The sequence below is a fragment of the Pseudomonas sp. LBUM1656 genome (genome assembly GCF_059716065.1).
On the sequence record NZ_CP166800.1, the window covers coordinates 4367818 to 4394458 of the forward strand.

12 protein-coding genes are annotated in these 26641 nt (G+C 62.0%); 7 read left to right on the top strand and 5 right to left on the bottom strand.

The genetic code is table 11. The features are described 5' to 3' along the window. Nucleotides 1-11: 11 nt before the first annotated feature. Complete coding sequence (locus tag ACA072_RS19680) at nt 12-15536, bottom strand: non-ribosomal peptide synthetase (RefSeq protein WP_497619994.1); 15525 nt, start codon at nt 15534-15536, stop codon at nt 12-14. Nucleotides 15537-15823: 287 nt separating this feature from the next. Then, nucleotides 15824-16558, bottom strand: a complete 735-nt coding sequence (locus ACA072_RS19685) for a thioesterase II family protein (RefSeq protein WP_497619996.1) — start codon at nt 16556-16558, stop codon at nt 15824-15826. A 264-nt stretch (nt 16559-16822) separates the two neighbouring features. Between ACA072_RS19685 and ACA072_RS19690 the strand changes: the two genes are divergently transcribed. The 4 genes from ACA072_RS19690 (at nt 16823) to ACA072_RS19705 (ending at nt 21238) form a co-directional block, all read left to right on the top strand. After that, nucleotides 16823-17623, top strand: a complete 801-nt coding sequence (locus ACA072_RS19690) for a glucose 1-dehydrogenase (RefSeq protein WP_497619997.1) — start codon at nt 16823-16825, stop codon at nt 17621-17623. Continuing rightward, entirely contained in the window at nt 17616-19442 is a 1827-nt protein-coding gene (locus tag ACA072_RS19695; RefSeq protein WP_497619999.1) for a glycoside hydrolase family 15 protein, read from the top strand. Before ACA072_RS19690 ends, ACA072_RS19695 begins: the two co-directional genes overlap by 8 nt. A 443-nt stretch (nt 19443-19885) precedes the next feature. Next, nucleotides 19886-20275: a hypothetical protein gene (locus tag ACA072_RS19700; protein WP_497620001.1), complete on the top strand. Its 390-nt coding sequence runs from the start codon at nt 19886-19888 to the stop codon at nt 20273-20275. Nucleotides 20276-20335: 60 nt separating this feature from the next. Then, nucleotides 20336-21238: an alpha/beta fold hydrolase gene (locus ACA072_RS19705; RefSeq protein ID WP_497620003.1), complete on the top strand. Its 903-nt coding sequence runs from the start codon at nt 20336-20338 to the stop codon at nt 21236-21238. Here the strand turns inward: ACA072_RS19705 and ACA072_RS19710 are convergent. Then, nucleotides 21207-22190, bottom strand: coding sequence for a GlxA family transcriptional regulator (locus ACA072_RS19710; protein ID WP_497620005.1), 984 nt, complete (start codon nt 22188-22190; stop codon nt 21207-21209). The two genes, ACA072_RS19705 and ACA072_RS19710, sit on opposite strands and share 32 nt — an antisense overlap. Before the next feature lie 89 nt (nt 22191-22279). On the opposite strand from ACA072_RS19710, the gene inhA reads away from it, so the two are divergent. Continuing rightward, nucleotides 22280-22957, top strand: a complete 678-nt coding sequence (inhA, locus tag ACA072_RS19715; protein ID WP_497620006.1) for an isonitrile hydratase — start codon at nt 22280-22282, stop codon at nt 22955-22957. 705 nt (nt 22958-23662) lie between these two features. Here the strand turns inward: inhA and ACA072_RS19720 are convergent. Both ACA072_RS19720 and ACA072_RS19725 read right to left on the bottom strand, forming a co-directional pair. Further along, nucleotides 23663-24463, bottom strand: coding sequence for an aminoglycoside phosphotransferase family protein (locus ACA072_RS19720; RefSeq protein ID WP_497620008.1), 801 nt, complete (start codon nt 24461-24463; stop codon nt 23663-23665). Between the two features lie 7 nt (nt 24464-24470). Next, on the bottom strand, nt 24471-24959 hold the full coding sequence (locus ACA072_RS19725) for an SRPBCC family protein (protein WP_497620010.1): 489 nt from the start codon (nt 24957-24959) through the stop codon (nt 24471-24473). A 199-nt stretch (nt 24960-25158) separates the two neighbouring features. Between ACA072_RS19725 and ACA072_RS19730 the strand changes: the two genes are divergently transcribed. Continuing rightward, the gene (locus ACA072_RS19730) at nt 25159-26079 is read left to right on the top strand and encodes an ADP-ribosylglycohydrolase family protein (RefSeq protein WP_497620012.1); all 921 of its coding nucleotides are present in this window, start codon (nt 25159-25161) and stop codon (nt 26077-26079) included. Nucleotides 26080-26132: 53 nt separating this feature from the next. Continuing rightward, on the top strand, nt 26133-26534 hold the full coding sequence (locus tag ACA072_RS19735) for a lysozyme inhibitor LprI family protein (RefSeq protein ID WP_497620013.1): 402 nt from the start codon (nt 26133-26135) through the stop codon (nt 26532-26534). Nucleotides 26535-26641 lie beyond the last annotated feature (107 nt).

The window sequence follows — 26641 nt, forward strand, 5'->3', positions numbered from 1 at the left end:
CGTGGTCCTCGTTAGGAAATCAGTTTTTCAAGTTCATCTGCTGATAAACGATTGAGGGCCTCCAAGGATTTAGCCAAAACATCATGAACGGGCTGCAAATCGGGTTGCAGGGCTTGAACGGCCTGGCAGAAATCGCCCAGATCGGCACGGGTGAACATCTCGCGGACCGGTACATCGAACCCCGCCTGCTCACGCACACGCAGTACCACTTGCGTAGCGAGCAACGAGTGCCCACCCAGTTCGAAGAAGTTGTCGCGCAGGCCCACGCGCTCCAGTTTGAGCACCTCGGCCCAGATACCGGCGACTTGCACTTCGAATGCCGAGACCGGCGCCACGTAGGCCTGTTGCAACAGGCTGGCATCGGGTTTTGGCAGAGCCTTGCGATCCAGCTTGCCGTTGGGGCTCAGCGGCATCTGCGGCAATAGCAGCAGATGGGTCGGCACCATGTAATCGGGCAGGCTCTGGCCGATGTGGGCCTTGAGTTCAGTCATCAACTGCTGCGGCTGCGGTGCCTCTTCCACCGGCACGACATAGGCGACCAGCACGGCATTGTCCACGGCCACCACCACCGCTTCGCGCACGCTGTCGTGCTCCAGCAGCCGCGCTTCGATTTCACCTAACTCGATGCGCAAGCCACGCAGCTTGACCTGATGGTCGATCCGCCCGGCGTATTCGATCACGCCATCGGCGCGGTAACGGGCCAGGTCGCCGGTGCGGTAGATCCGCTCGCCATCACCAAACGGGCTGACTGCGAACCGCTCGGCGGTCAGCGCCGGACGCTGGTGGTAACCCCGCGCCAGACCTTCACCGGCCAGGTACAACTCGCCCAGCACACCGCTTGGCACCGGCTCCAGGTTGTCGTCGAGGATGTAGCAACCGAGGTTGGCAATCGGTTGGCCGATCGGCACGCTGTCGCGGCCCTCCTCCACGCAGGTCCAGTGGGTGACGTCGATGGCCGCCTCGGTCGGGCCGTACAGGTTGTACAGCGCGGCGTTCGGCAACTTGGCGAACACGTGCTGCTGCGCATCCGCCGGCAGGGCTTCGCCGCTGCACACGATGCGTTTGAGGCTGGTGCAGCTCGCGACGTCGATATCCTGCACAAAGGCCTGCAACATCGACGGCACAAAGTGCAGCGTGCTGATCTGCTCACGGTTGATCAACGCCACCAGTTTTGCCGGATCGCGGTGATCCCCCGGCGCCGCGACGACCAGTCGTGCGCCAGTCATCAACGGCCAGAAGAACTCCCACACCGAGACGTCGAAACTGAACGGGGTTTTTTGCAGCACGCTGTCGCCAGCGCCCAGAGCGTAGGCTTGCTGCATCCAGCACAGGCGGTTGGTCAGCGCCGAATGGCGGTTGCCCGCGCCCTTCGGCTGGCCGGTGGAGCCCGAGGTGTAGATCACGTAGGCGAGGTTTTCACCCTCAACCGCCACGTTCGGGTTGCTCTGGCCATAACCGCCCAACGGTTCATCCAGCAGCAGCGTCTGCACGCTGGCGGACAGCGGCAGTGCGTCGCGCAAATGGCTCTGGGTCAGCAGTAAGTGCACGCCGCTGTCTTCGATCATGTAGCGCAAGCGATCCTGCGGGTATTCCGGGTCCAGTGGCACGTAGGCACCGCCGGCCTTGAGCACCGCCAGCAGGCCGATGACCATTTCCAGCGAACGCTCGGCCGCAACGCCCACCAGGCTTTCGGCACCAACGCCCAAACCGATCAGCTTGTGGGCCAACTGGTTGGCGCGGGCATTGAGTTGCGCGTAGCTCAGGGTTTCATCGCCAAAGACCAGCGCTGGAGCGTCAGGTGTTTGCAGGACCTGGGCTTCGATCAATTGCTGCACGCTTGAACTCAGCGGGTAATCGGTGGCCGTGGCGTTCCAGTCGTGCAGGATGACTTGACGCTCATGCTCGTCAAGCAAGCGCACGTCACCCAGCAAGCGCTGGCTGCCGAGTTCGGCCATTTGCTCCAGCAATTGCTGAAGGTGGCGGGCCAGCTCCTCGATGACCCCACGGCTGAAGTGTTTGAGGTCAAAGGCGTACTGCACGGACAAGGTTTCGCCCAGGTCTACCAACACCGTCAGCGGGAAGTTGGTTTGCTCCTGGCTAAGCACCGGGCCAAACGTCAACTCTTGCGGCGCACCTTGCGCCAGCGCCTCGGCCACCGGGTAGTTCTCGAACACCAGCAGGCTGTCGAACAAGCCATCACCGCGCTGGCCCGACCAGCGCTGAATGTCCGCCAGCGGTGTGTATTCGAACTCGCGCAAGGCCAGGTTCTGCGCCTGTACTTGCTGCAACCAGGCACCGATCGTTTGCTCGGCACTTGGGCTGGCAATCACCGGCAAGGTGTTGATGAACAACCCGACCTGATGTTCGACGCCTGGCAAATCGGCCGGACGCCCGGCGACCGTGGCGCCGAACGCGACCGTAGCCTGTCCGGTATAGCGTTGCAGCAACAGCAGCCACGCCGCTTGCACCAAGGTGTTGAGGGTGACTTTCTGCTGACGGGCAAACTCGCTCAGGCGTTGCGTCTGGTCGCGATCCATCAGGCGGGTGTGCTGATCATGGCCGCTGGCATCCAGTGCCGGTGTGCTATCGATCCGGCCCTGGGCCAGTCGCGTCGGCTCATCGAGCGTCGCCAACTGCCCTTTCCAGAACTGCTCGCTGGCCTGTGCGTCCTGGCGCTGCAGCCAGCCGATGTAATCCGCGTAATGTCCCACCGTGGCGGCCGGCGTCTGCCCGGCATAGCGCTGCAACACCTCGCCGAGCAACTGCGAGTTGCTCCAGCCATCCATCAAAATATGATGACTGGTGTAGATCATCTCGTGGCTGTCATTGCCGGTACGCACCAGCACCAGGCGCAACAGTGGCGCCTGGAGCAGATCAAAGCCTTCACGCAGTTGTTCTTCTGCCAGCGCGTCCAGCGCAGGCATCAGGTCGGAGCGATCACGCCAGTCATGCAAGACGAACGGCAGGTCAGCCCGACGCTGCACGATCTGCAACGGCTGCTCCTGCTCGGTGGACCAGACGAAACGGGTGCGCAGGATCGAATGATTATCCAGCGCGGCCTGCCAGGCCTGGCGCAGACGCTCGGCGTCCAGGCCCTGGACGCTGACACGCATCTGATTGATGTAATCGCCCGAGCCTTGCTCGTAAAGGCTGTGGAACAACATACCCTGCTGCATCGGCGACAGCGGATAGATGTCTTCGACGTCCGCTCCGGCATTCGGCAAGGCATCGAGTTGCGCCTGGGTCAGTGCCGCCAGCGGAACGTCGGACGACGTGATACCGGCGTGACGACCCTGGCTGCAATGCTCGATCAGCGCCCTCAGTTCCACGGCATATTCATCGGCCAGGCGCTGCACGGTGGCTTCATCGAACATCTCGCGGCTGAAGGTCCAGCCCAGGCTCAGCTCACCGCCATACACACGACCATTGAGCTCCAGCCAGTTGCCCAGCGGCGCCAGCGGGCTCTGCTCTTCGCCGGCACTTTCGCTGGCCGGCACGAACAGCGCGGCGTCATCGAACTGACTGTCGAACTGCCCCAGGTAGTTGAAGGTGATGCGCGGTGACGGCAACTCGCCGAGCGCACGCCGCGTGGCCTCATCGCCCATGTAGCGCAACACGCCGAAGCCAAGCCCTTTTTCGGGGATCGCTCGCAGCTGTTCCTTGATCTGCTTGATCGAGGCATCGAGGCTTGCGGCCGGTGTGAGGCGCACCGGGAACACACTGGTGAACCAACCGACTGTGCGGGTGACGTCGATGTCGTCGAACAGGTCTTCGCGACCGTGCCCCTCAAGCTGGATCAGCGTCGAGTCGTGGCCGGTCCAGCGACAGATCACCCGCGCCAGCGCCGTCATCAACAGGTCGTTGACCTGCGTCCGATACGCCGCCGGGGCCTGTTGCAGCAGTTGCCGGGTCAGGTCCTGGCCAAGGCGCGTCTGCACCGTCAGGGCATGGCGGTTCTGCACGCTGCCATGCGGGTTGTCGCACGGCAGGTCAGACGGCGCACCTTGCAATTGCCCGCGCCACAGGTCCAGTTCGCCTTCAAGGTTTGGCGCATGCTGCTGCAAGCGTTCGGCCCAGTGCTTGAACGCGTTGGTCTTGGACGGCAGCTTCGCCACCTGTGCGTTGCAAAGCTGCTGATAGGCACTTTGCAGATCCTCCAGCAAAATCCGCCATGACACGCCGTCCACCACCAAGTGATGCACCGCCAGCAGCAAGCGCTGGGAACCATCGGCCAGGTCCAGCAACAGGCCGCGCACCAGTGGGCCATCGGCCAGATTGAAACTGCGCTGGGCTTGCAGGCAGGCCTCGTGCAGTTGCGCATCGTCGGTCACAGCGCCTTGCCACAGCAGCGTGTGTGCGCTGTCGAGCGGGCGATGGGTGGCCGTCCAGCCTTCGCTGGTTTGATTGAACGACAGGCGCAACGCATCGTGATGCGCGACCAGGCTTTGCAGGGCCTGCTCCAGAGTTTGTGCGTTCAAGGCTTCGGCCGGCTTGAGCAGCACCGACTGGTTCCAGTGATGACGCTCGGCAATCTCGCTGCCGAAGAACAACTGCTGGAACGGCAGTAATGGCGTCGCGCCGCTGACCGGTCCCTGAGCAACAACCGACCCGCTGACACCCAGGCGGGCGACGGTGGCCAGCGCCTGGACGTTCTGGTGCTGGAACAGGTCTTTAGGGGTGAACTGGATCCCGGCCTGGCGCGCACGCCCGACCACCTGAATAGAGATGATCGAATCGCCGCCCAGTTCGAAGAAGTTATCCGTCAGCCCGACCCGCTCAAGCTTCAACACATCGGCCCAGACCGCGGCAATGCGCTGTTCCAGTTCACTGCGCGGCGCAACATAGTCGGCCTTGCCGGTGCCGAGATCAGGCTTGGGCAAGGCTTTGCGGTCCAGTTTGCCGTTGGGGCTCAGCGGCATCTGCACCAGGCTCAGCCAGTGATTGGGCACCATGTAATCCGGCAGGCCACGTTGCAAGTGCGCGACCAGGTCCGGGCGCCAATCGGCGCTGTAGTCGGCCAGCACCACGTAGGCCACCAGTTGCTTGCCATCGACCACTGACACCGCGGCTTCGCGCACGCTGTCGTGCTCCAGCAGCCGCGCTTCGATTTCACCCATCTCGATGCGCAAGCCACGCAGCTTGACCTGATGGTCGATCCGCCCGGCGTATTCGATCACACCATCGGCGCGATAACGGGCCAGGTCGCCGGTGCGGTAGATCCGCTCGCCGTCACCAAACGGGCTGACTGCGAACCGCTCGGCGGTGAGCGCCGGCCGCTGGTGGTAACCCCGCGCCAGACCTTCACCGGCCAGGTACAACTCGCCCAGCACACCGCTTGGCACCGGCTCCAGGTTGTCGTCGAGGATGTAGCAACCGAGGTTGGCAATCGGTTGGCCGATCGGCACGCTGTCGCGGCCCTCCTCCACGCAGGTCCAGTGGGTGACGTCGATGGCCGCCTCGGTCGGGCCGTACAGGTTGTACAGGCCGGCGTTCGGCAGTTTGGCGAACACCTGCTGCTGCGCATCCGCCGGCAGGGCTTCGCCGCTGCACACGATGCGTTTGAGGCTGGTGCAGCTCGCGACGTCGATATCCTGCACAAAGGCCTGCAACATCGACGGCACAAAGTGCAGCGTGCTGATCTGCTCACGGTTGATCAACGCCACCAGTTTTGCCGGATCGCGGTGATCCCCCGGCGCCGCGACGACCAGTCGTGCGCCGGTCATCAACGGCCAGAAGAACTCCCACACCGAGACGTCGAAGCTGAACGGGGTTTTTTGCAGCACGCTGTCGCCAGCGCCCAGAGCGTAGGCTTGCTGCATCCAGCACAAGCGGTTGGTCAGCGCCGAATGGCGGTTGCCCGCGCCTTTTGGCTGGCCGGTGGAGCCCGAGGTGTAGATCACGTAGGCGAGGTTTTCACCATCGACCGCCACGTTCGGGTTGCTCTGGGCATAACCACCCAACGGTTCATCCAGCAGCAGCGTCTGCACGCTGGCGGACAGCGGTAGCGCATCGCGCAAATGGCTCTGGGTCAGCAGTAAGTGCACGCCGCTGTCTTCGATCATGTAGCACAAGCGATCCTGCGGGTATTCCGGGTCCAGTGGCACGTAGGCACCGCCGGCCTTGAGCACCGCCAGCAGGCCGATGACCATTTCCAGCGAACGCTCGGCAGCGACGCCCACCAGGCTTTCGGCACCGACGCCCAAACCGATCAGCTTGTGGGCCAACTGGTTGGCGCGGGCATTGAGTTGCGCGTAGCTCAGGGCTTCCTCGCCAAAGACCAGTGCTGGAGCATCAGGCGTTTGCACGACCTGGGCTTCGATCAACTGCTGCACGCTTGAGCTCAGCGGGTAATCGGTGGCCGTGGCGTTCCAGTCGTGCAGGATGACTTGGCGCTCGGCCGGCGCCAGCATCGACAAATCGCTGATCCGCTGGCCTGGCTCGGCCACGATACCGGCCAGCAATGCTTGCCAATGCCCGGCCATGCGCGCAATCGAGGACGCTTCGAACAAGTCGGTGGCGTAGGTCAGCGAGACCCTCAAACCGGCAGCGGTTTCGGTCGAATCCAGGGTCAGGTCGAACTGCGCCGTGGCGCTGTCCCACGCCAGGCTTTCGATACGCAAATCATCCAGGCCGACCCTCGGTGCTTCGGCGCTCTGGTGGTTGAACAACACCTGGAACAACGGGCTGCGACTCAGGCTTCGCTCCGGCGCCAAGGCGTCGACCAATTGCTCGAACGGCAGGTCTTGATGGGATTGCGCACCCAGCGCGGCTTGTCGGGTTTGCTCCAGCAAATCGCGCACACTCAGCTCGCCGTCGATTTGCCCACGCATCACTTGGGTATTGACGAAGAAGCCGATCAACCCCTCGGTTTCAGCGCGGTTGCGGTTGGCAATCGGCACGCCGACGCGAACATCGTTTTGACCGCTGTAACGGTGCAACAGGATCTGGAACGAGGCCAGCAACAGCATGAACAAGGTCACACCTTCGCGCCGGGCAACGTCATGCAGTTGCGTGCTCAGGTTCGAGTCCAGCGCCAGGTCCAGCCGTGCGCCGCGATAGCTTTGCACCGCTGGCCGCGCGTGATCCAGTGGCAACTCCAGCACCGGCTGCTCGCCGCCCAACTGCGCGACCCAGTACGCCAGTTGTCGCTCGCGCTCGCCCGCGTCCATCCATTGACGTTGCCACTGGGCAAAATCGGCGTATTGCAGGGTCAATGGCGTCAAGGGGTGCGGCCGGCCAGCGTGTTCGCTGGCGTACAGTTCAACCAGTTCCTGCACCATGACCTGCATCGACCAGCCATCGGAAACGATGTGGTGCTGGGTGATCACCAAGACATGATCATCCGCCGCCACCTGCAGCAAATTGATTCGCAGCAGCGGGCCGCTCGTCAGATCGAATGGCTGACGGATTTGCGTCTGCACCCAGCCCGGGATTGTGTCTTCGCCGGCTTCAAGGGTTTGCTGGTGGATGGCCACCGAGCCCTGCGGGTGAATGATCTGAACGGTGTGCTCGTCATCCTGACGGAACGTGGTGCGCAGCGGTTCGTGACGCGCCACCAACCGGTCGACACTGCGCTGCAGCGCCGTGACGTCCAGCGGACCGTGCAGGCGCAAGGCGCTCGGCACGTGGTAGGCGGCGCTGTCCGGCTCCAGTTGCCAAAGGAACCACTGGCGTTCCTGGGCATAGGACAACGGCATGGGCTGGCCGCGCTCAACCGCAACCATCGGCAGCGTTACGCTGTGCTGGAACGTTGCGCAGCACGCGGCAAAGTCCCCTAGCGTCGGATGTTCGAACAGGGTGCGCATCGGCACATCGAGGTTCAGTTCGTGACGCACCCGGGAAATCACTTGGGTGGCCAGCAAGGAGTGTCCGCCACGTTCGAAGAAGTGGTCGGTCAGGCCAATCGAGGGGGTCTGCAACACCGCTTCCCAGATGCTTCCCAGCTGAATTTCAAGGTCGCTTTGGGGCGCCACACAGGTGTGCGGCCCCTGAGTGAAGTCAACCTTGGGCAGCGCATTGCGGTCGAGTTTGCCGTTGTTGTTGAGCGGCAACGCGGACAGCAACACCAGGTGTGCCGGCACCATGTAGTCGGGCAATGCCTGGCGCAACGCCGATTTGAGTTGATCGATCCATTGCGCTTGCACGGACTGTTCGGCGTCAGGCAACCCGGCATCACTCGGCACCACGTACGCCAGCAGTTGCGCACCGGTCGGACCGTCCTGGGCGATGACGGCGGCTTCGCGGACGTGATCGCGGGCTTGCAGGCAGGCCTCGATTTCGCCCATTTCGATGCGCAAACCGCGAATTTTCACCTGGTGGTCGATGCGCCCGGCATATTCCAGATCACCGGCGCCGTTGTAGCGCGCCAGGTCACCGCTGCGGTAGAGCCGTGCGCCCGGCTCAGGGGCAAATGGATCGGGAAGGAAGCGTTCGGCGGTGAGTGCCGGGCGGTCGAAGTAACTCTGGGCGAGGCTGGCCGGTGCACCGATGCACAACTCGCCGACGCCACCGGCAGGCAACAATTGCCCGGCACTGTCGAGCACGTACAACGCGCGACCGGGAATCGCCCGACCAATCGGGACACCGAAACTGTCGTTGGCATCCGTCAGGCGGCACTCATGCACGCTGGACACGACCGTTGCCTCGGTGGGCCCGTAGGTGTTGAGCAAACGCACATGATTCAGGCCGGCCTCGTGCCAAAGGCGCAGCCCTTCCACCGACATGGCTTCGCCACCGACGTGTACCTGACGCAAATCGCCGAGGGTTTTGATGACACCACTGGCACACTCGCGCGCCAGCAGATACCAGTAAGCGGCCGGCAAGTCGGCGAGCGTCACACCCCGGCGGACGATTTCGTCGGCCAGTTGCGTGGCATCCCACAGATCGTCACCGCGCATGACCAGCGCTGCGCCCACACACAACGGCGGGTAGCACTGCTCGACAAAGCCGTCGAAGCTGAATGTCGCGAACTGCAGCACGCGATCGCTGGCGTCAAGCACCGAATACTCGGCAGCGCTCTGGCAGAACTCGCGCAAGGCACCGTGGGCGATGGCAACACCCTTGGGCAGCCCGGTCGAACCCGAGGTGTAGATCACGTAGGCCAGGTCCTCGGCCACCGCGTGGCTCAACGGATCCGTCTCGGGGTAGCCCGCCAGTTCGTCGGCCTGCTCACCCAGGCTCAGGCGTGTGATGTGTGAGGGCAGCGGCACGTCGCTCAGCAGACCGGATTCGCACAACAACAGGTCCAGGCGGCTGTCTTCGATCATGTAGGCCAGTCGCTGGGCCGGGTATTTCGGGTCCAGTGGTACATAGGCCGCGCCGCTTTTGAGGACCGCGAGCAGGCTGACAATCAACTGTGGGCCGCGACGCATGGCCAGGCCGACACGCTGGCCGGGGCCGACGCCGCTGGCGAGCAGGCGGTGTGCTAGACGGTTGGCCTGAGCGTTCAACTGGCCGTAGCTCAGGGTCAGTTCTCCTGCCTGCACGGCCAGCGCATCCGGAGTCGCTTGCGCCTGGGCGGCAATGCGCTGGTGCACCAGCGCGTAGTCATGCAGGCACACCGCTGGCGGCTGGCAGAGCGTCAGCATGGCCTGGGCACCCGCGTCGTCAAGCAGTTCCAACGCGCCCAGTCGGGCGTTTGGCTGAGTGCTCAACTGGGTGAGCAGGTGCTGCAGGTTGGCGCTCAGCTCAATGACTTGCGAAGCACTGAAACGCGCCGCATCGTAGCTGAACTCCAGGCTCAGACCTTCACCCAGTTCGATGCCTAGCGTCAGGGGATAGTGCGTGCGTTCATGGTTGTGCAGGTTAGCGAACGACAGACCGGCCGGAGCACCTTGTTTCAGCGCTTCAGCCACCGGGAAGTTTTCGAACACCAGCAGGCTGTCGAACAGCGCCGAACCCTGTTGCCCTGCCCAGCCCTGAATATCGTACAACGGCACATGCTCGAACTCGCGCAGGGCCAGGTTCAGCCCTTGCAGCTCGCTCAACCACTGACTGACGGTCTGATCCGGGCTCATCGCACACACCAGCGGCAGGGTGTTGATGAACAGGCCCAGCTGTTGCTCAATGCCCGGCAGTGGCGCCGAACGGCCGGCAACCGTAGCGCCAAAAGCCACGCAATCCTGACCGGTGTAACGCTGAAGCAGCAGGCTCCAGGCCGCTTGCAACAGGGTATTGAGCGTGACTTTCTGCTGCCGCGCGAACTCGGACAGACGCAGGGTTGCCTGCGGGTCCAGGGCAACGCGATGGGCTTCACTGCCCTGCCCGCCCACCGGTGGGCGCAAGGCTTCGGCCAACAGCGTTGGTGCTTGCAGCGGTGCCAATGCAGCTTTCCAGAATTGCTCGCCAGCGGCGGCCGATTGCTGCTGCAACCAGCCAAGGTAATCGCGGTACTGCCCCAATGGCGTTGGCAATGCCTGCCCGGCGGCATAATGCTCAATCACTTCGCCCAGCAACTGCGCGTTGCTCCAGCCGTCCATCAAGATGTGGTGGCTGGTGTAGATCAGGTGCCATGCATCGTCGCCGGTGCGCACCAGTTTCAAGCGCAACAGCGGCGCCGTATCCAGCGCGAAACCAAGGGCACGCTCGGTGCCGGCCAACGTATCCATATCGGCCGTTTCAAGCACCTCAAGGGGCAACGTCACCTGACGGGCAATCACCTGATGCGCAGTATCGAGGCCCTGCCAGTGGAAGCTACTGCGCAAAATATCGTGACGATCAAGGGCCGCTTGCCAGGCCTTGGCGAATCGCTGCGGATCCAGGCCCTGGATGTCCAGGCGCAACTGGCTGATATAGGCGCCGACTTCCGGCTCATAGAGAGTATGGAACAGCATGCCCTGCTGCATCGGAGACAGCGGGTACACGTCCTCGAGGGTCGAGGCCGCCATTGGCAAGGCATCCAGTTGCGCCTGGGTGATGTGCGCCAACGGGAAGTCGGACGGGGTAGCGAGCGGCGCCTTCAAGGCACAGCAGTGTTCAATCAAGCCTTGCAACTGAACGGCGTAATCATCCGCCAGGCGCTGGATCGTCGCGGCCTCAAACATCTCGTGGCTGAAGCCCCAGCTCAGGGCCAGTTCACCGCCATACACCTGACCTTCAACGGTCAGCCAGTTGGCCAGCGGCGCCTGCTCATCTTGAGCCGTACCGCCCGGTTCGGTCGCGGGCACCAGCAAAGCCTTCTCGTCGAACTGGCGGTCGAACTGCCCCAGGTAGTTGAACGTGATGCGCGGTTGCGTCAGGGCCGACAGTTGCGCGCCGATTGCCGGATCCGCCAGGTAACGCAGCACGCCATAACCCAGGCCTTTGTCAGGGACGGCACGCAGCTGCTCCTTGACCGTCTTGATCGAACCATCAAGGTCGTCGGTGCTGGTCAGATTGACCGGGAACAGACTGGTGAACCAGCCCACCGTACGCGTCAGATCGACATCGTCGAACAGGTCTTCGCGGCCATGGCCTTCCAGTTGGATCAACGTGTCCGGCTGGCCGGTCCAGCGGCTAATGGTGCGCGCCAGCGCCGTCAGCAACAGGTCGTTGACCTGAGTCCGATAGGCCATTGGCGCCTGCTGCAACAGTTGCCGCGTAAGCTCGGCACCGAGGCGCCATTCGATTTTCTGCCCATGTACATTCTGCAAACCGCCATCGGGGCGATCGCACGGCAGCTCGGCAGCGCGGCTTTGCTGGTGCTTCCAGTACGCCAGTTGCCCATCGAACCGCTGCGCCTGCTCGGCCAGCCGTTCTGTCCAGGCCTGATAAGCACTGGTTTTGGCCGGCAACGACACACGGCCGGCACCGGTCAGTTGTTCGTAGGCCTGCTGCAGGTCTTCCAGCAACACGCGCCAGGAGACACCGTCTACGACCAAGTGATGAATGATCAGCGACAAGCGCTGGCTGCCATCGGCCATGCTGACCAGCAATGCACGCAGCAGCGGCCCGCTCTCCAGGTTCAGGCTGCGCTGCGCTTCGTCGCAGGCGGCGGTCAACTGCTCGGTAGACGTGGCGGCGCGCTGCCACAGCTCTGCGCGCTCGACCAGCGGTCCGTGCACCTGTTGCCAGCCATCGGCGCTGTGGCTGAACCGCAGGCGCAGGGCATCATGGTGATTCAATACGTGGGTCAATGCCGCCTCGAGCCAAGCCGCGTTCAGCGGCTCACGGGGCGTCAACAGCAGTGACTGGTTCCAGTGTTCACGCGCGACCATCGGTTGTTCGAAAAACATCGCCTGCACCGGCAACAGCCGTGCTTCACCACTGACCGGCCCCTGGTCGACAGCGCTGTGGCTGTCGAGCGTGGCCACCCGCGCCAGACTGCGCACGCTCTGGTACTGGAACAAGTCCCGTGGGCTCAGGCGGATGCCGGCCTGCCGAGCCCGGCTGACCACTTGAATGGAAATGATCGAGTCGCCGCCGAGTTCGAAAAAGTTGTCTTCGAGGCCGACACGCGCAAGACCCAGCACCTCCTGCCAAATGGCGGCGAGCGTCTTCTGCATGACGTCCTGAGGTTCGACGAAGGCCAGTTGCGGCGCCGCGTCCGGCTGCGGCAAGGCTTTGCGGTCAAGCTTGCCGTTGGCGGTGACCGGCAGTTTTTCCAGGGTCATCAGGTAGGTCGGGACCATGTATTCCGGCAGGCTTCCCAGCAGCCAGGCCTTGACGTCCTGCTGCCATTGTTCGGTTGGCTCGGCACTCTCAAGCACCAGATACGCCACCAGGTGTTTGCCGCCCTGCACCAGCACCACCGCTTCACGCACCAGCGGATGCTGCATCAACCGGGTTTCGATTTCCCCCAGTTCGATCCGCAGGCCACGCAACTTGACTTGATGATCGAGACGCCCCAGGTATTCGATCACGCCGTCAGCGCGTTGGCGTACCCGGTCACCCGTGCGATACAAACGCGCACCGTCATGAAACGGGCACGGCACAAAACGCTCGGCGGTCAGGCCCGGGCGTCGGTGGTAGCTGCGCGCAAGCCCGGCACCGCCGAGGTACAACTCACCGGCCACGCCGCTGGGCACCGGCAACAGTTCGGCATCGAGTACATGGGTGCGCAGGTTGCCGATCGGTCGACCGATCGGCACGCTATCGGCACCTTCATCGACACAGGTCCAGTGGGTAACGTCGATGGCCGCTTCGGTCGGGCCGTACAGGTTGAACAACCCAGCCTGGGGAAGTTTGGCGAAGACCTGTTGCTGGGCGTCGAGTGGCAAGGCTTCACCACTGCAAACAATCCGTTTGAGACCGACACAGGCCTCGACACCCGGCTCGTGGATAAACGCCTGCAACATCGACGGCACGAAGTGCAACGTGCTGATGCCGTACTCGCCGATGGTCTCGATCAGGCGCGCCGGTTCTCGATGCGCCCCGGGCGCTGCCACCACCAGCCGGGCACCGGTCATCAGCGGCCAGAAAAACTCCCACACCGACACGTCGAAACTGAACGGGGTTTTTTGCAGTACCGCGTCGCTGGCGTCCAGCCCGTAGGCTTCCTGCATCCAGCACAAGCGGTTGACCAACGCTGCATGACTGTTGCCGGCACCCTTGGGTTTACCGGTGGAACCGGAGGTGTAAATCACATACGCCAGGTTCAAAGGAACCACCGCCACCTCGGGACGTTGCTCGCTGTAGGCATCCAGCCAGCCACTGTCCTGATCGAGGGTAATGACATTGATCGCAACGGTCGGCAAGGCTGGCAACAGTGAAGATTGAGTGAGCAACAGGGCAATGCCGCTGTCTTCGATCATGTACGCCAGGCGCTCTTGCGGGTATTCGGGGTCCAGCGGGACGTAGGCGCCCCCGGTCTTCAGAATCGCCAGCAGGCCGATAACCATTTCCAGCGAGCGCTCGACGCAAATGCCCACCAGCCCATCCGGCCCCACGCCCTGCTCCCGAAGCCGATGAGCCAGTTGATTGGCGCGGGCATCGAGCTGTCCATAGGTCAACGTCCGTGCACCGAACACCAGGGCAGGCGCCTCCGGGGTTCGCTGAACCTGAGCTTCGATCAACGCGTGAATGCAGACATCGGTAGGGTAAGCAGCCTGAGTGCGGTTCCAGTCCTGCACCAGCACCTGCTGTTCACCCGCCTCCAGCAGCGGCATTTCACCGATCCGCTGGTGCTGGTCAGCGACCAGCGCCGTCAGCAGATTGCTCCAGTGGCGCGCCATCCGCTCGATGGTGGCGGCGTCGAAAAGGTCGTCCGCATAGGTCAGCGCAGCGTGCAGTTTGCCGCCCTTCTCCCAGGTATCCAGGGTCAGGTCGAACTGGGTGGTGCGGCTTTGCCAGGCAATGCTGCCCAGCTCCAGGCCCGAGCCGGTGCTAATCGAAGACATGTCCGCAACCTGCGGCTGGTGGTTATACATCACCTGGAACAGCGGCGTGTGGCTGAGACTGCGCTCCAGTTTCAGCGCATCGACCAGACGTTCGAACGGCAAGTCCTGATGAGCCTGGGCACCGAGGGCGGTTTCCTTGATCGCTTGCAGCAAGTCGTCGACCCGGGTCTGGCCGTTGAGTTGAGTGCGCAGCACCTGGGTGTTGACGAAGAAACCGATCAGGCCTTCGGTCTCGGCGCGATTGCGGTTGGCGATCGGCACGCCGACGCGGATATCGGTCTGCCCGGTGTAGCGATGCAGCAGCACGTTGAATGCGCCAAGCAAGAGCATGAACAGCGTGATGTTGTGTTTCTGTGCCGTGCTGCGCAGTTGCTCGGCCAGATGGCTGTCGACGGTGAATTCATAGCGGGTGCCGCGATAGCTCGGCATGGCCGGGCGCGAATGGTCCAGCGGCAGTTCCAGCACTGGATGTTCGTCGCCCAACTGCGCCTGCCAGTATTCGAGCTGGCGCGCCTGTTCGCCCGCCTCCAGCCAGCGACGTTGCCACAAGGCGTAGTCGCTGTACTGGATCGGCAACGCCGCGAGTTGCGGTTGCGTGCCCGCCTCAAAGGCGTCGTAGCAGCGGATGAATTCGTCGATCAGCACGTTCATCGACCAGCCGTCGGAAACGATATGGTGCAGGGTCAGCAGCAGGACGTGTTCTTCGTCGGCGAGCTTGAGCAAGGTGACGCGCAGCAGCGGGCCGACCGACAGATCAAACGGCAGGACTGATTGCTGCTGGGCCGCGAGGGCGACTGCCGCTTCGCGCTCCGTGGCCGGCAACGCACTGAAATCCACATGATCGATGACCAGCGGCGCGCTGGCCGGCACTTGCAGCAAGGTGTCGTCGGCCTGGCGCTGGAACACCGTGCGCAGGGTTTCGTGACGCGCCACCAGGCTGGCGAAGGCTTGTTCCAGCGCCGGCAGGTTCAAACGCCCGGTCAGACGCACCGCGCCGGGCAGGTTGTAGGCGCCGCTGTGTGGATCCAGCTGCCAGAGAAACCACATGCGTTGCTGGGCGTACGACAGCGCCTGGCGATCCTCGGCGTCTACACCGGCAGGAATGGGGAACCGGGCGAAATCAACGCCTTCCTTTTGCAAGGCCGCAAGGAACATCTGCCGCTTTTCCAGGGGCAACCCGATAAACCGGCGAGCAAGTTTCAAGGAGTCTTCAGCATTCATTTCTAAGCATCCGGATCGTTGGCAGGAAGCACAAAGGCACGTCGTCCCTATAAAACGAATGCAGACCGGAAAAATTAGCGAATGAGAACAAGTGTCAGGAAGGAGATAGAACGCGGGGTGTCGGTATGTCAAAGAACCCCTGTGGGAGCGGCGGTGCGACGATTCGACTTGCTCGCGAATGCGGTGTGTCATTCAGAATTAATGTCGACTGATACACCGCCTTCGCGAGCAAGTCGAATCGTCGCACCGCCGCTCCCACAGGGGATTTTGTGAGGCGGGAGATGGGGTCAGGCGCTGGCGGCCATGACATGGCGGCGATGGTGAACATCGAGCTGATCCTTGATCACCCGCAATACCTTGGCCTCGTGCTCATGGATAAAGAAGTGACCGCCGGCCAGCATGTCGACGGAGAAACTGCCGTGGGTTTCCTTGCTCCAGCCAATCAACTGCTCGGTGGTGGCCCGATCGTCCCTGCCACCGAGCACGTGCACCGGGCACTTGAGCAAGGGACGCTGCTGCGGCTCGAAGCGTCCGCACAGCAGGAAGTCCGCACGCAGGACCGGCAACGTCAGGCTCATCAGCTCTTCGTTGGCCAGCACTTCTTCGCTGGTGCCATTGAGGGTGCGCAGTTGATCGATCAGTTCAGCATCGGTCCTGGGCTGGGCGAAACTGCGATCGTAATCAGCCCGCATGGTCGGCGCGGCCGTGCCCGAGGCGAACAGCGCCACCGGCTCCGGGCAACCCAGCGCGCGCAATGCGTGGGCCAGCTCACAAGCCAGCAACGCACCCAGGCTATGGCCGAACACTGCGTAAGGCGCGCGCAAGGACGTTTGCAACTCTGCCGCCAGTTGACGGGCCAACGCGCGCATATCGGTCTGTAGTGCTTCGCCAAACCGTGCGCCGCGCCCTGGCAGCTCAACCGGTTGCAACTTCAGCCACTCCGGCAATTTGCGCCGCCAGCGGCTGTAGACCATGGCGCTCGCGCCTGAATAGGGCAGGCACAGCAATGTCAGCTGGGTCACCGGGCTTACCTCGAAAAGTTGTCTATCAAGAGAACGGATGAGGCCGGCCTTGAATTAGTCGAAGATCCAACTGTGGGAGCGGGCTTGCTCGCGAAGGCGGTGGGTCAGCCTAAGTTGATGTCGACTGACACCCCGCCTTCGCGAGCAAGCCCGCTCCCACCGTTAATCTCTATTCGGGTGACGAAACTTTCATGGTTTGACGTGAACTCTCGCCAGCACCCGCCAGTCAGCTAATTAAGCCCTCAACTCAAGGCGCCAGTGCTGATGCAGATTTCCCTCGACCAACAAGTCGCCCTCGTCACCGGCGCCAGTTCCGGCATCGGCGCAGGCGCCGCCAAGGCATTGGCCGCCGCAGGAGCCGCGGTAGTGATCAACTACAATTCCCAGCCCGCTCCCGCCGAGGAACTGGCCCGGCAGATCAACACTGAAGGTGGTCGGGCCATTGCCATCGAGGCCGACGTTTCCCAGGAAGCGGACGTCGAACGGCTGTTCGCGCAAACCCTCGAAGCGTTCGGTTCGCTGGACATTCTGGTCGCCAACTCTGGCATGCAGAAAGACGCCAATGCGGTGGACATGAGCCTTGCCGACTGGAACCAGGTGATCGGCGTCAACCTCACCGGCCAGTTCCTCTGTGCACGCGCCGCCCTGCGCATTTTCAACCGGCAAGGTGTTCGCGAAGGCGTGTCCCGGGCCGCTGGCAAAATCATTCATATGAGCTCGGTGCACCAGCGGATCCCTTGGGCTGGTCACGTCAATTACGCCGCGTCCAAGGGCGGCGTGGACATGCTGATGCAGACCCTTGCCCAGGAAGTCAGCCACCAGCGTATTCGCATCAACGGCATCGCGCCGGGCGCGATTCGCACGGCGATCAACCGCGATGCCACCTCGGGCGACCACCTGCAGGACCTGCTCAAACTCATTCCTTACGGCCGGGTCGGTGAAGTCGAGGACATCGCCAACGCGGTGGTTTTCCTCGCCTCGGATGCTTCCGACTACATCGTCGGCACCACCCTGTTCATCGACGGCGGCATGAGCCTCTATCCGGAGTTTCGCGGAAATGGCTGATCATCATCTCGAACGACAAAGCGCCATCGACGCCCACGGCATCATCGGCGACATGCGCAGCGCGGCACTGGTCAATGACAGGGGCAGCGTGGACTTTTTCTGCTGGCCCGAATTCGACAGCCCATCGATTTTCTGCTCGCTGCTGGACACCCCCGAGGCCGGTATTTTCCAGCTGTCGCCGGACTTGCCCGATGCCCGCCGCGAACAGATTTACCTGCCCGACACCAACGTGCTGCAAACCCGCTGGCTCAGCGACCGCGCCGTGGTTGAAGTGACCGACCTGCTGCCGATTGGCGACAGCGAAGATGATTTTCCGGTGCTGATGCGCCGGGTTCGCGTGGTCAGCGGCCAGGCGACGTTTCACATGCGCTGCGCCGTGCGGCATGACTACGCTCGCGCCAAGACTCACGCGCGCATGGAACAAAAAGACGTGGCGTTCGAGGCGGACAATCAGCCCTCTCTGCGCCTGTCTTCAGACCAGGTGTTGAGCCTTGATGGCAACGCGGCAGTGGCCGAATTCACCCTCAAACAAGACCAGAGCGCCGAATTCCTGCTCGGCGGCATCGACGACCCGCGTTTCCAGGAAGGCGCCGCCGGGTTGTGCCTGGAACGCACGCTGAAGTTCTGGCGCGACTGGAGCGGTCAGTCCAACTACCGCGGTCGCTGGCGGGAGATGGTCAATCGTTCGGCCCTCGCCTTGAAGCTGCTGACCTCGCGTAAACACGGCGCGATCCTCGCCGCAGCCACGTTCGGCCTGCCGGAAACACCCGGCGGCGAACGCAACTGGGACTACCGTTACACCTGGATCCGCGACGCCTCGTTCACCGTCTACGCGTTCATGCGCCTGGGCTTCGTTCAGGAGGCCAACGATTACATGCGCTGGCTGCGCGGGCGGGTCAGCGATTGCCACGGCAAATCGATGAAACTCAACATTCTCTATGCCATCGACGGCCGTCAGGAACTGCCGGAAACCGAACTCTCGCACCTGTCCGGCCACGGCGGCGCGACGCCGGTACGGATCGGCAATCAGGCTTACGATCAGGTCCAGCTCGACATCTTCGGCGAGTTGATGGACGCGGTGTACCTGGTCAACAAATACGGCGACGCCATCTCTCATGAGGGCTGGAAACATGCGGTGGAAGTGGTGGATCAGGTCTGTGAAACCTGGCAGCAAAAGGATGTGGGCATCTGGGAAATGCGCGGCGAGCAGCATCACTTCCTGCACTCGCGGCTGATGTGCTGGGTTGCACTGGACCGGGCCATTCGCCTCGCTTCCAAACGCTCCCTGCCCGCCCCGTTCGCCCGTTGGGACCAGACCCGCCAAGCGATCTACGCCGACATCTGGGACAACTTCTGGAACGAAGAACGCGGGCATTTCGTGCAGCACATCGGCGGCACCGCGCTGGATGGCTCGATGCTGCTGATGCCGCTGGTGCGCTTCGTCAGCGCCAAGGACCCGCGCTGGCTCTCGACCCTCGAAGCCATCCAGAAAACGCTGGTGCGCGACGGCATGGTCTACCGCTACCGCAACGAAGACAGCCAGATCGACGGCCTCGAGGGTACCGAAGGCGCCTTTGCCGCGTGTTCGTTCTGGTACGTCGAATGCCTGGCCCGGGCGGGTCAGGTGGAAAAGGCGCATCTGGAGTTTGAACAGTTGCTGAGGTACGCCAACCCGCTGGGGTTGTACGCCGAAGAATTCGACAGCCATGCGCGGCATCTGGGCAACACGCCGCAAGCGTTGACGCACCTGGCGCTGATCAGCGCGGCGAGCTTTCTGGATCGGAAATTGAGCGGGGAGAAGAATTACTGGCAGCCTTGAGACCGAGCAGCCTCCTTCGCGGAGCCACGCTCCCACAGTTTTTTGTGTCGTTCGCAAATTTTGCGTTCGACACGAAACCTGTGGGAGCGTGCGGGCGGCGATCCGACTTGCCCGCGAAGAGGCCATCAGCCTCACCAGTAAATCAACTGAATGCCATGTCCGCCAAAACGTGCCAGAAACGTCGCTTTTTATGACGCTGTTTGTAGGAACAACGCTAACCCGTCGAACGACTTAAACACGGCCTATCTGACAAAACACACCTCGCCACAGGCTCATGCTGGCCGAACACCTACAAAATCCAAACAGAACCGCTGTTTACCTACGCGACACTGGGTTCCTACTCCCGGAAATACCTTGTTGCCAGCCGTTACATCCCCCCCTAACATCCACGCTCAACGGGTGCAGCGGAGCTGCCCGATAAAACCCGAATTCAAGGAACCAGAATGAGCCACCGCATCCACCGCCCCATCGACTCCCCGCTCCGCTCAGGCCTGAACCGCAACGAATTGTGGGAAGCCCATGACAAAGGCCTGATCAAATGCTGGGAAATCGGCCGCCAGCGCGCCGCCCGCTTCCCCGAACTCGCCCAACGCTGCCTAGCCGGCGAATTGCCGGTGCTGGGCTGGAAAGGTGGCGTCAGCCGCAGCCTGAAGAAACTCGAAAAGTACGGATCGCTCAAATACCTCGCCCAATGGCAGGGTTTGCGCGGGGAAGATCTGGATGTGGATCTGGGTGAAGAGCGGGCCCTGACGTGTTCGCGGACCAGGATGGCGGTGACGTTTACGCCGGACCGGTCGAAGTACTTCAACCAGGTGGCGGAAGTGGAGGCCTGAGACGGCGGCGCCTTGGTCGACGAGCATCATCCGTTTCAAAAAACACCTATGGAGTGTCTGATGAACAATGAAGCGTTGATCCAATACGCCAAAACCCCGGTTTTGACGGTCGCCTACGAAGAACACGGCCCCGCCACCGGCGACCCCGTCATTCTCCTCCACGGCTTCCCCTACTCCCCCCGCGGCTACGACGAAATCGCCCCGGCCCTCGCGGCAAAGGGCTACCGCGTCATCGTCCCGTACCTGCGCGGCTACGGTGCGACGGTTTTCAACAGCCCGGACACCCTGCGCTCCGGCCAGCAAGCCGCCCTCGCCCAGGACCTGTTGGACTTGATGGACGCGCTGGCCATCCAGAAAGCCGCCCTCTGCGGCTACGACTGGGGCGGTCGGGCGGCGTGTATCGTGGCGGCGCTGTGGCCGGAGCGGGTGCGTTGCCTGGTGACGGGCGATGGCTACAACCTTCAGAACATTCCCCATTCCACCGAACCACTGGACCCGGAAACCGAACATCGCCTCTGGTATCAGTACTACTTCCACACGCCGCGAGGGGTCGAAGGCCTGACGAAAAATCGCCAGGACTTGTGCGAATTACTCTGGAAGTTATGGTCACCAACCTGGGCCAAAGGCCCTGGGCGCTACCCGCTGAGCGCGCCGGCCTTTGATAACCCGGATTTCGTCGATGTGGTGATTCACTCGTATCGCCACCGATTCATCTACACGCCAGGCGATCCGGCACTGGAGTGGATGGAAGCAGCGCTGACCCGACAGCCGCCGATCAGCGTCCCGACGATTTCCCTGTGTGGAGCCGACGATGGCGTCGGACCGGCAGAGGAAATCGATGAGGACATCGAGCATTTCACTGGATTTTATGAGCGGCGAGTGCTGGCGGGCGTCGGGCACAACATTCCCGAAGAAGCGCCTGAAGCCACACTCAAGGCATTACTGGATCTGCTTCGACGCTGACGGAAAACCGCTCGCGATAGGCTTGTGGCGTCACGCCCATGGCCCGCAGGAAACTGCGTCGCAGCGTCTCTTCGCTGCCGAACCCGCACTGCACCGCCACCCGCTTGATCGGCAGACCGGTGTCACTGAGCAAGCGGCGTGCGGTTTCGACCCGGATCAGTTCAATGGCCCGCGCCGGGGTCTGGCCAGTGTCGGCGCGGTAATGGCGAACGAAGCTGCGTTCGCTCATGCCGGCCTGCAAGGCGAGGGTCGGAATGCCCAGCTCCATGGTGAGATGTTCGCTGATCCAGGCATGAAGTTCGTCGAATCGGTTGCCTTCCTTTTGCAGCGACAAGGTTACGCTGAACTGCGACTGACCGCCCGGGCGTTTGAGGAACACCACCAGTTGCCGGGCGACGTCCAGGGCCATCGTGCGCCCGAGATCCTCTTCGACCATCGCCAGCGAAAGGTCAATGCCGGCGGTGACCCCGGCCGAGGTCCAGACCGGGCCGTCGTTGATGAAGATCGGATTGGGCTCGACCCGCAAGCGCGGATACTTTTGCGCCAGCTGCTCGCAGCGGGTCCAGTGCGTCACCACCCGCCGATCATCCAGCCAGCCACTGGCCGCCAGTAAAAACGCCCCGGTACACACCGATGACACCCGCCGACACACCGTCGCATGTTCACGCACCCAAGCCACCAGCGGCGGGTCTTCCGCCGCCGCGTAAACCCCCCAGCCACCGGCGATGATCAAGGTGTCGCTGCCTTGCTCGGGCAACGGCTCGGCCAACAGCGCCAGCCCCGCCGACGACATCACCGCCCCGCCACCGCAGGCAATCACTGTCGGTGCGTAGGGCGGCGGCAAGCCTTGTTGGCGGGCGATGTCGTTGGCCGAGGCGAACACCTGCAACGGCCCGGTAACATCGAGCAATTGCACATTGGCGAACGCGAGCACGTGAATGGTTTTCGGCATGTTGGCGTAATTCGTGGGGTGATTGGCGTATGCGCCAGATCCTACGAGCCTAAAGTGAAGCCGTCCACCCACTTCATGAGAAAAAAGCCATGACGTTGCAGATCGGTTTTCTGTTGTTTCCACAGGTTCAACAACTGGACCTCACCGGCCCCTACGACGTGCTGGCCTCGCTGCCGGACGTGAAGGTGCATTTGATCTGGAAGGACCTGGTGCCGGTGACTTCGAGCACTGGGCTGGTGCTGAAGCCGACCACGACCTTCGATGATTGTCCGGCGCTGGATGTGATCTGCATTCCCGGGGGCAGCGGTGTCGGGCCGTTGATGGAGGATGAGCAGACATTGGCTTTCATCAAGGTTCAGGCGGCTAACGCAAAGTACGTTACGTCGGTTTGCACCGGGGCACTGGTGCTCGGTGCGGCCGGCCTGCTGAAGGGCAAACGCGCCACGACTCACTGGGCTTATCACGATTTGCTGGCACCTTTGGGCGCGACACCGGTGAAGGATCGCGTTGTGCGCGACGGCAATCTACTGACGGGTGGCGGGATCACCGCAGGGATCGATTTTGCCCTGACCCTGGCCGCCGAGTTGTTCGATAAGGACACGGCTGAGCTGGTGCAGTTGCAACTGGAATACGCCCCGGCACCGCCGTTCCAGTCAGGCAGCCCTGAAACAGCGCCGCAAAGCGTATTGGCACAAGCGCAGCGGCGAGCGGCGCAATCGCTGCAACAAAGGGCGCAGATCACTGAGCGGGCGGCGGCCAAGTTGTAGTTGTACTTTTCGACAGGCGAAAAAAAACCCGCCTCGGCGGGTTTCTCAAGACCATTTTCGACATCCTGTCGGCAGCCATCCTGGCCAATGGTCGATCATCCGTGATCCTGAGCACTCCCTGTGCTTCAGTTGATGGATCCAGAATAAACGCATCGGTGAAGCATCAAAAGACGACATACCCGTTAGCCGGTGTAAGCCTTTGACCATTTGAGCGTGAAAACCACCTTTGTAGCAGCTGTCGAGCCTGCGAGGCTGCGTCCGGCGACGCAGTCGTCGTAAACCCTGCAAATGCGGTTTTCCTGACACATAGCGGGGGCTGATTTTACGACGACTTCGTCGCCGAACGCAGCCTCGCAGGCTCGGCAGCTGCTACGGACCGTATTTAGGTTTAGAAATCGGTGGAAACCGACACTTCGCGCCATGTCTGCAATTCATCGATTAACACATCAAGATGCTGCTACAAGGGATCGCAGTTTTCAGCAGACGAAAAAAAACCCGCCGAAGCGGGTTTTCCCAAGACCATATCGACTCCCTGTCGGCAGCGAATCCTTGCTAATGGTCGATCGTCCGTGATCCTGGAGCACTTCCTGTGCTTCAGTTGATGGGGCTAGATTACGCATCGGATCCAATGTGCAACAGACGACATAGCTACCATCGCGCGTAAGACATTCGCCATACCCGCCCTTCCGAAAACCCTTAGACGCGTCAGGTATTCAGCATGCAAGCCGCGAGTTCAGCGGCCTGCAGCTGACCGTGGGCGGCAACGTCATCGTTATCCTCAAGAAACCATGCCGCCGACAATCCGGCAAACGCCAACACCCATTGCAGCAGCCGGCGACGTTCAAGCCCCGCGGCTTCGGCTACAACCTCGATTTGTCGTTTGAAGCGTTGCGGATCAATCGCCGTCGGCAATTCGGGATTGCAGATGAGGTTGGCGTAATCGAAACCGCGCTCGCCGATCACCCGCTTGGGGTCGATGGCCAACCAGCCTCGAGGGCCGAAATCCAGAACGTTGTCGTGGTGCATATCGCCGTGCAAAACCACCACGTCCTGTGGCTCGGCGAGCAACGCTTCAGCGGTTTTCAGGCTGAACAAGTAGGTACCGCCCTGTTGCTCGGCCGTCAGGCGCAACGAAGCGAACCATGACGATAAAGAAACCAGCGGCGGTGGCGGTGATGGACGCGGTGCGTGCAAACGGGCCAGTGCCGCGCACAGGATCCGGCTGGCCTCGTCATCCTGGCCGTTGAGCGCCATGTGCATCAGCGATCGCTCGCCCTCGGCACGTTCAAGCACCAAGGCCTCGCCGTGATGGGCGTAAACCCGCGCGGCGCCCTCGCCGTTCCACCAGGTCATCAGCAGATTGCCGAACTTCTCCTCGGCATCGACCGCGATCTTCAACATGGCCGGCGAATCCCCCATCCGTACCGGCAGCAAACGACTGCCGGGCGTGATGATCGGTTCGCCGTCCGGCACCAGTGCCCAGCGTTTCAGCCAAGGTTCAAACATGCAGCGTTTACTCTGACTGACTCTCGCGAGCCTTGGCGCTGGTTTTCAAAAACTCTTCGATATTACTCATCTGCTCATCCCAGCCACGGCTGTCCATGCGGAACGCCTTGAGCCTGCGCGCTTGCGGAATGTGATCAAAACCGGACTCGGTGACCTTCAGCAAGGTGCCTTCATCCATGTCTTCGAGCTCGAACTTCACCAGCGTGGTGGGTTCCTGGGAGTAATCGATATCGGGCTCAATCGCGTACGGGTGCCAGCGAAACGAAAATACCCGCTCCGGCTCGACCCGCTCCACCAGCACATTCCACAGCAGGTGCTCATAACCAGGGTAAGTAATCTGCCCTTGCGTCCATTCACCGGCGACAAAGCGCTTGCCCTCCAGCGCCACGCCAAACCACTGCCCGAAGGCTTCGGCATTGGCCACCACACGCCAGACGTGCGAGCGTGGCACTCTGAGCAGGATTTTCCTTTCGATGCGATCTGATGCTGGGTTCATAAGTCACCTCCTGTACTGAACAGTAGGCCTGTAAGACCACAAGACCAACCCTAAAGTTGTATCAATGGGGAGTTGTTATCAAGCATGTCTGAAATATTCGGCTGCATTTATGACCATAAGTTCTGGTTTGAGAACGAGAGCCAACCTTCTGGAACTGCTACCGTTTGCAGGGACGACGTTGACCAGACAAGGAAGATTCATGCAGCCCTCACTCACGGAACGTTATCGCGGAGCCCTGTTGGGCCTGGCTTGCGGCGATGCCGTTGGCACCAGTGTCGAATTCCAGCCTCGTGGCTCGTTCAATCCGTTAACCGATATGGTCGGCGGCGGCCCCTTCAACCTGAAGCCCGGGCAATGGACCGATGACACCTCGATGGCGCTTTGCCTGGCCGAAAGCCTCCTGACTAAAAAAGGGTTCGATGCGGCGGACCAGATGGGGCGCTACCTCAACTGGTGGCAACAGGGTTACTTGAGCTCAACCGGCGAATGCTTCGATATAGGTATGACGGTGCGTGATTCGCTAACGCGTTATCAGCAAACCGGCGTTCCCTTCGCAGGCTCCACCGATCCTTACACCGCCGGCAACGGCTCGTTGATGAGGCTGGTGCCGGTGGTTCTGTATTACTTACCGGATCGCGACCGTGTCAGGACATTTTCCGCGAACAGTTCACTGACGACCCATGCCGCGCCGGAAGCCGTTGAATGCTGCCAGTTGTTTGCCGAGTTGATCTGCAAGGCGCTGCAGGGCGAGTCCAAACCCAGCCTGCGCAACGTATCAGCGACAACGTTTCTGGAACCCAAGGTCAAAGCCATCGCCCGAGGCGACTATCTCGGCAAACCCAAAAGCGATATCCACGGCAGCGGTTACTGCGTTGCGTCACTGGAAGCGGCTTTATGGTGCTTCCACCAAACCGACAGCTTTGAAGCCTGCATCCTGGAAGCCGCGAACCTGGGCGACGATGCCGATACCACTGCCGCGATCGCCGGACAGTTGGCGGGGGCTCATTACGGTGTGCGAGGCATTCCCGAAGGTTGGCTGGCAAAGCTGCACAGGCGTGAAGACATCGAGACTTACGCAGATAATCTGCTCACGACGTCACGCGCACCTGTCGATAGCTGACACCGCTTCGCTACACTGCGTCTCAATTTCCCCTGTCACTGCGAGCCTCCCTCATGAACCCACGCTTCCTACTGGCGCTGACCCCTTTGCTGTTCACCACCGTTGCCCACGCGGCCGACTGCGACAACGCCACCGATCAGGCCACGATGAACCAGTGTGCGACGCAGCAGCACAAGGCAGCGGATAAGGAGTTGAATGCGCTTTACCAGCAGATCACCAATCGCTTGAAGAGCAACCCGGACAGCAAAAAACTGCTAGTGGGGTCGCAGCGCTCGTGGATTGCGTTTCGCGATGCCGAGTGCAAGTTCTCGGCGTCCGCAGTGGAAGGAGGGAGTGTGTATCCGCTGATCTACAGCAACTGCGTCACGGAGTTGACCAAGGCGCGGGTGGAGACTTTCAAGAATTATCTGAAGTGTCAGGAAGGGGATATGAGTTGCCCGGTGCCTGGGGCCTAATACTTCGGTGAGGCTGAGGGCCTCTTCGCGGGCAAGCCCGCTCCCACAGGTATTGTGATGCTCTTGCGAGCAATGCAAAACCTGTGGGAGCGGGCTTGCCCGCGAAG

Bases quoted from the DNA above. Each gene is read 5' to 3' on its own strand.
- ACA072_RS19680 (WP_497619994.1), bottom strand. From the start codon at position 15,536: ATGAATGCTGAAGACTCCTTGAAACTTGCTCGCCGGTTTATCGGGTTG.
- ACA072_RS19690 (WP_497619997.1), top strand. From the start codon at position 16,823: ATGCAGATTTCCCTCGACCAACAAGTCGCCCTCGTCACCGGCGCCAGT.
- ACA072_RS19695 (WP_497619999.1), top strand. From the start codon at position 17,616: ATGGCTGATCATCATCTCGAACGACAAAGCGCCATCGACGCCCACGGC.
- ACA072_RS19700 (WP_497620001.1), top strand. From the start codon at position 19,886: ATGAGCCACCGCATCCACCGCCCCATCGACTCCCCGCTCCGCTCAGGC.
- ACA072_RS19705 (WP_497620003.1), top strand. From the start codon at position 20,336: ATGAACAATGAAGCGTTGATCCAATACGCCAAAACCCCGGTTTTGACG.
- ACA072_RS19710 (WP_497620005.1), bottom strand. From the start codon at position 22,190: ATGCCGAAAACCATTCACGTGCTCGCGTTCGCCAATGTGCAATTGCTC.
- inhA (WP_497620006.1), top strand. From the start codon at position 22,280: ATGACGTTGCAGATCGGTTTTCTGTTGTTTCCACAGGTTCAACAACTG.
- ACA072_RS19720 (WP_497620008.1), bottom strand. From the start codon at position 24,463: ATGTTTGAACCTTGGCTGAAACGCTGGGCACTGGTGCCGGACGGCGAA.
- ACA072_RS19725 (WP_497620010.1), bottom strand. From the start codon at position 24,959: ATGAACCCAGCATCAGATCGCATCGAAAGGAAAATCCTGCTCAGAGTG.
- ACA072_RS19730 (WP_497620012.1), top strand. From the start codon at position 25,159: ATGCAGCCCTCACTCACGGAACGTTATCGCGGAGCCCTGTTGGGCCTG.
- ACA072_RS19735 (WP_497620013.1), top strand. From the start codon at position 26,133: ATGAACCCACGCTTCCTACTGGCGCTGACCCCTTTGCTGTTCACCACC.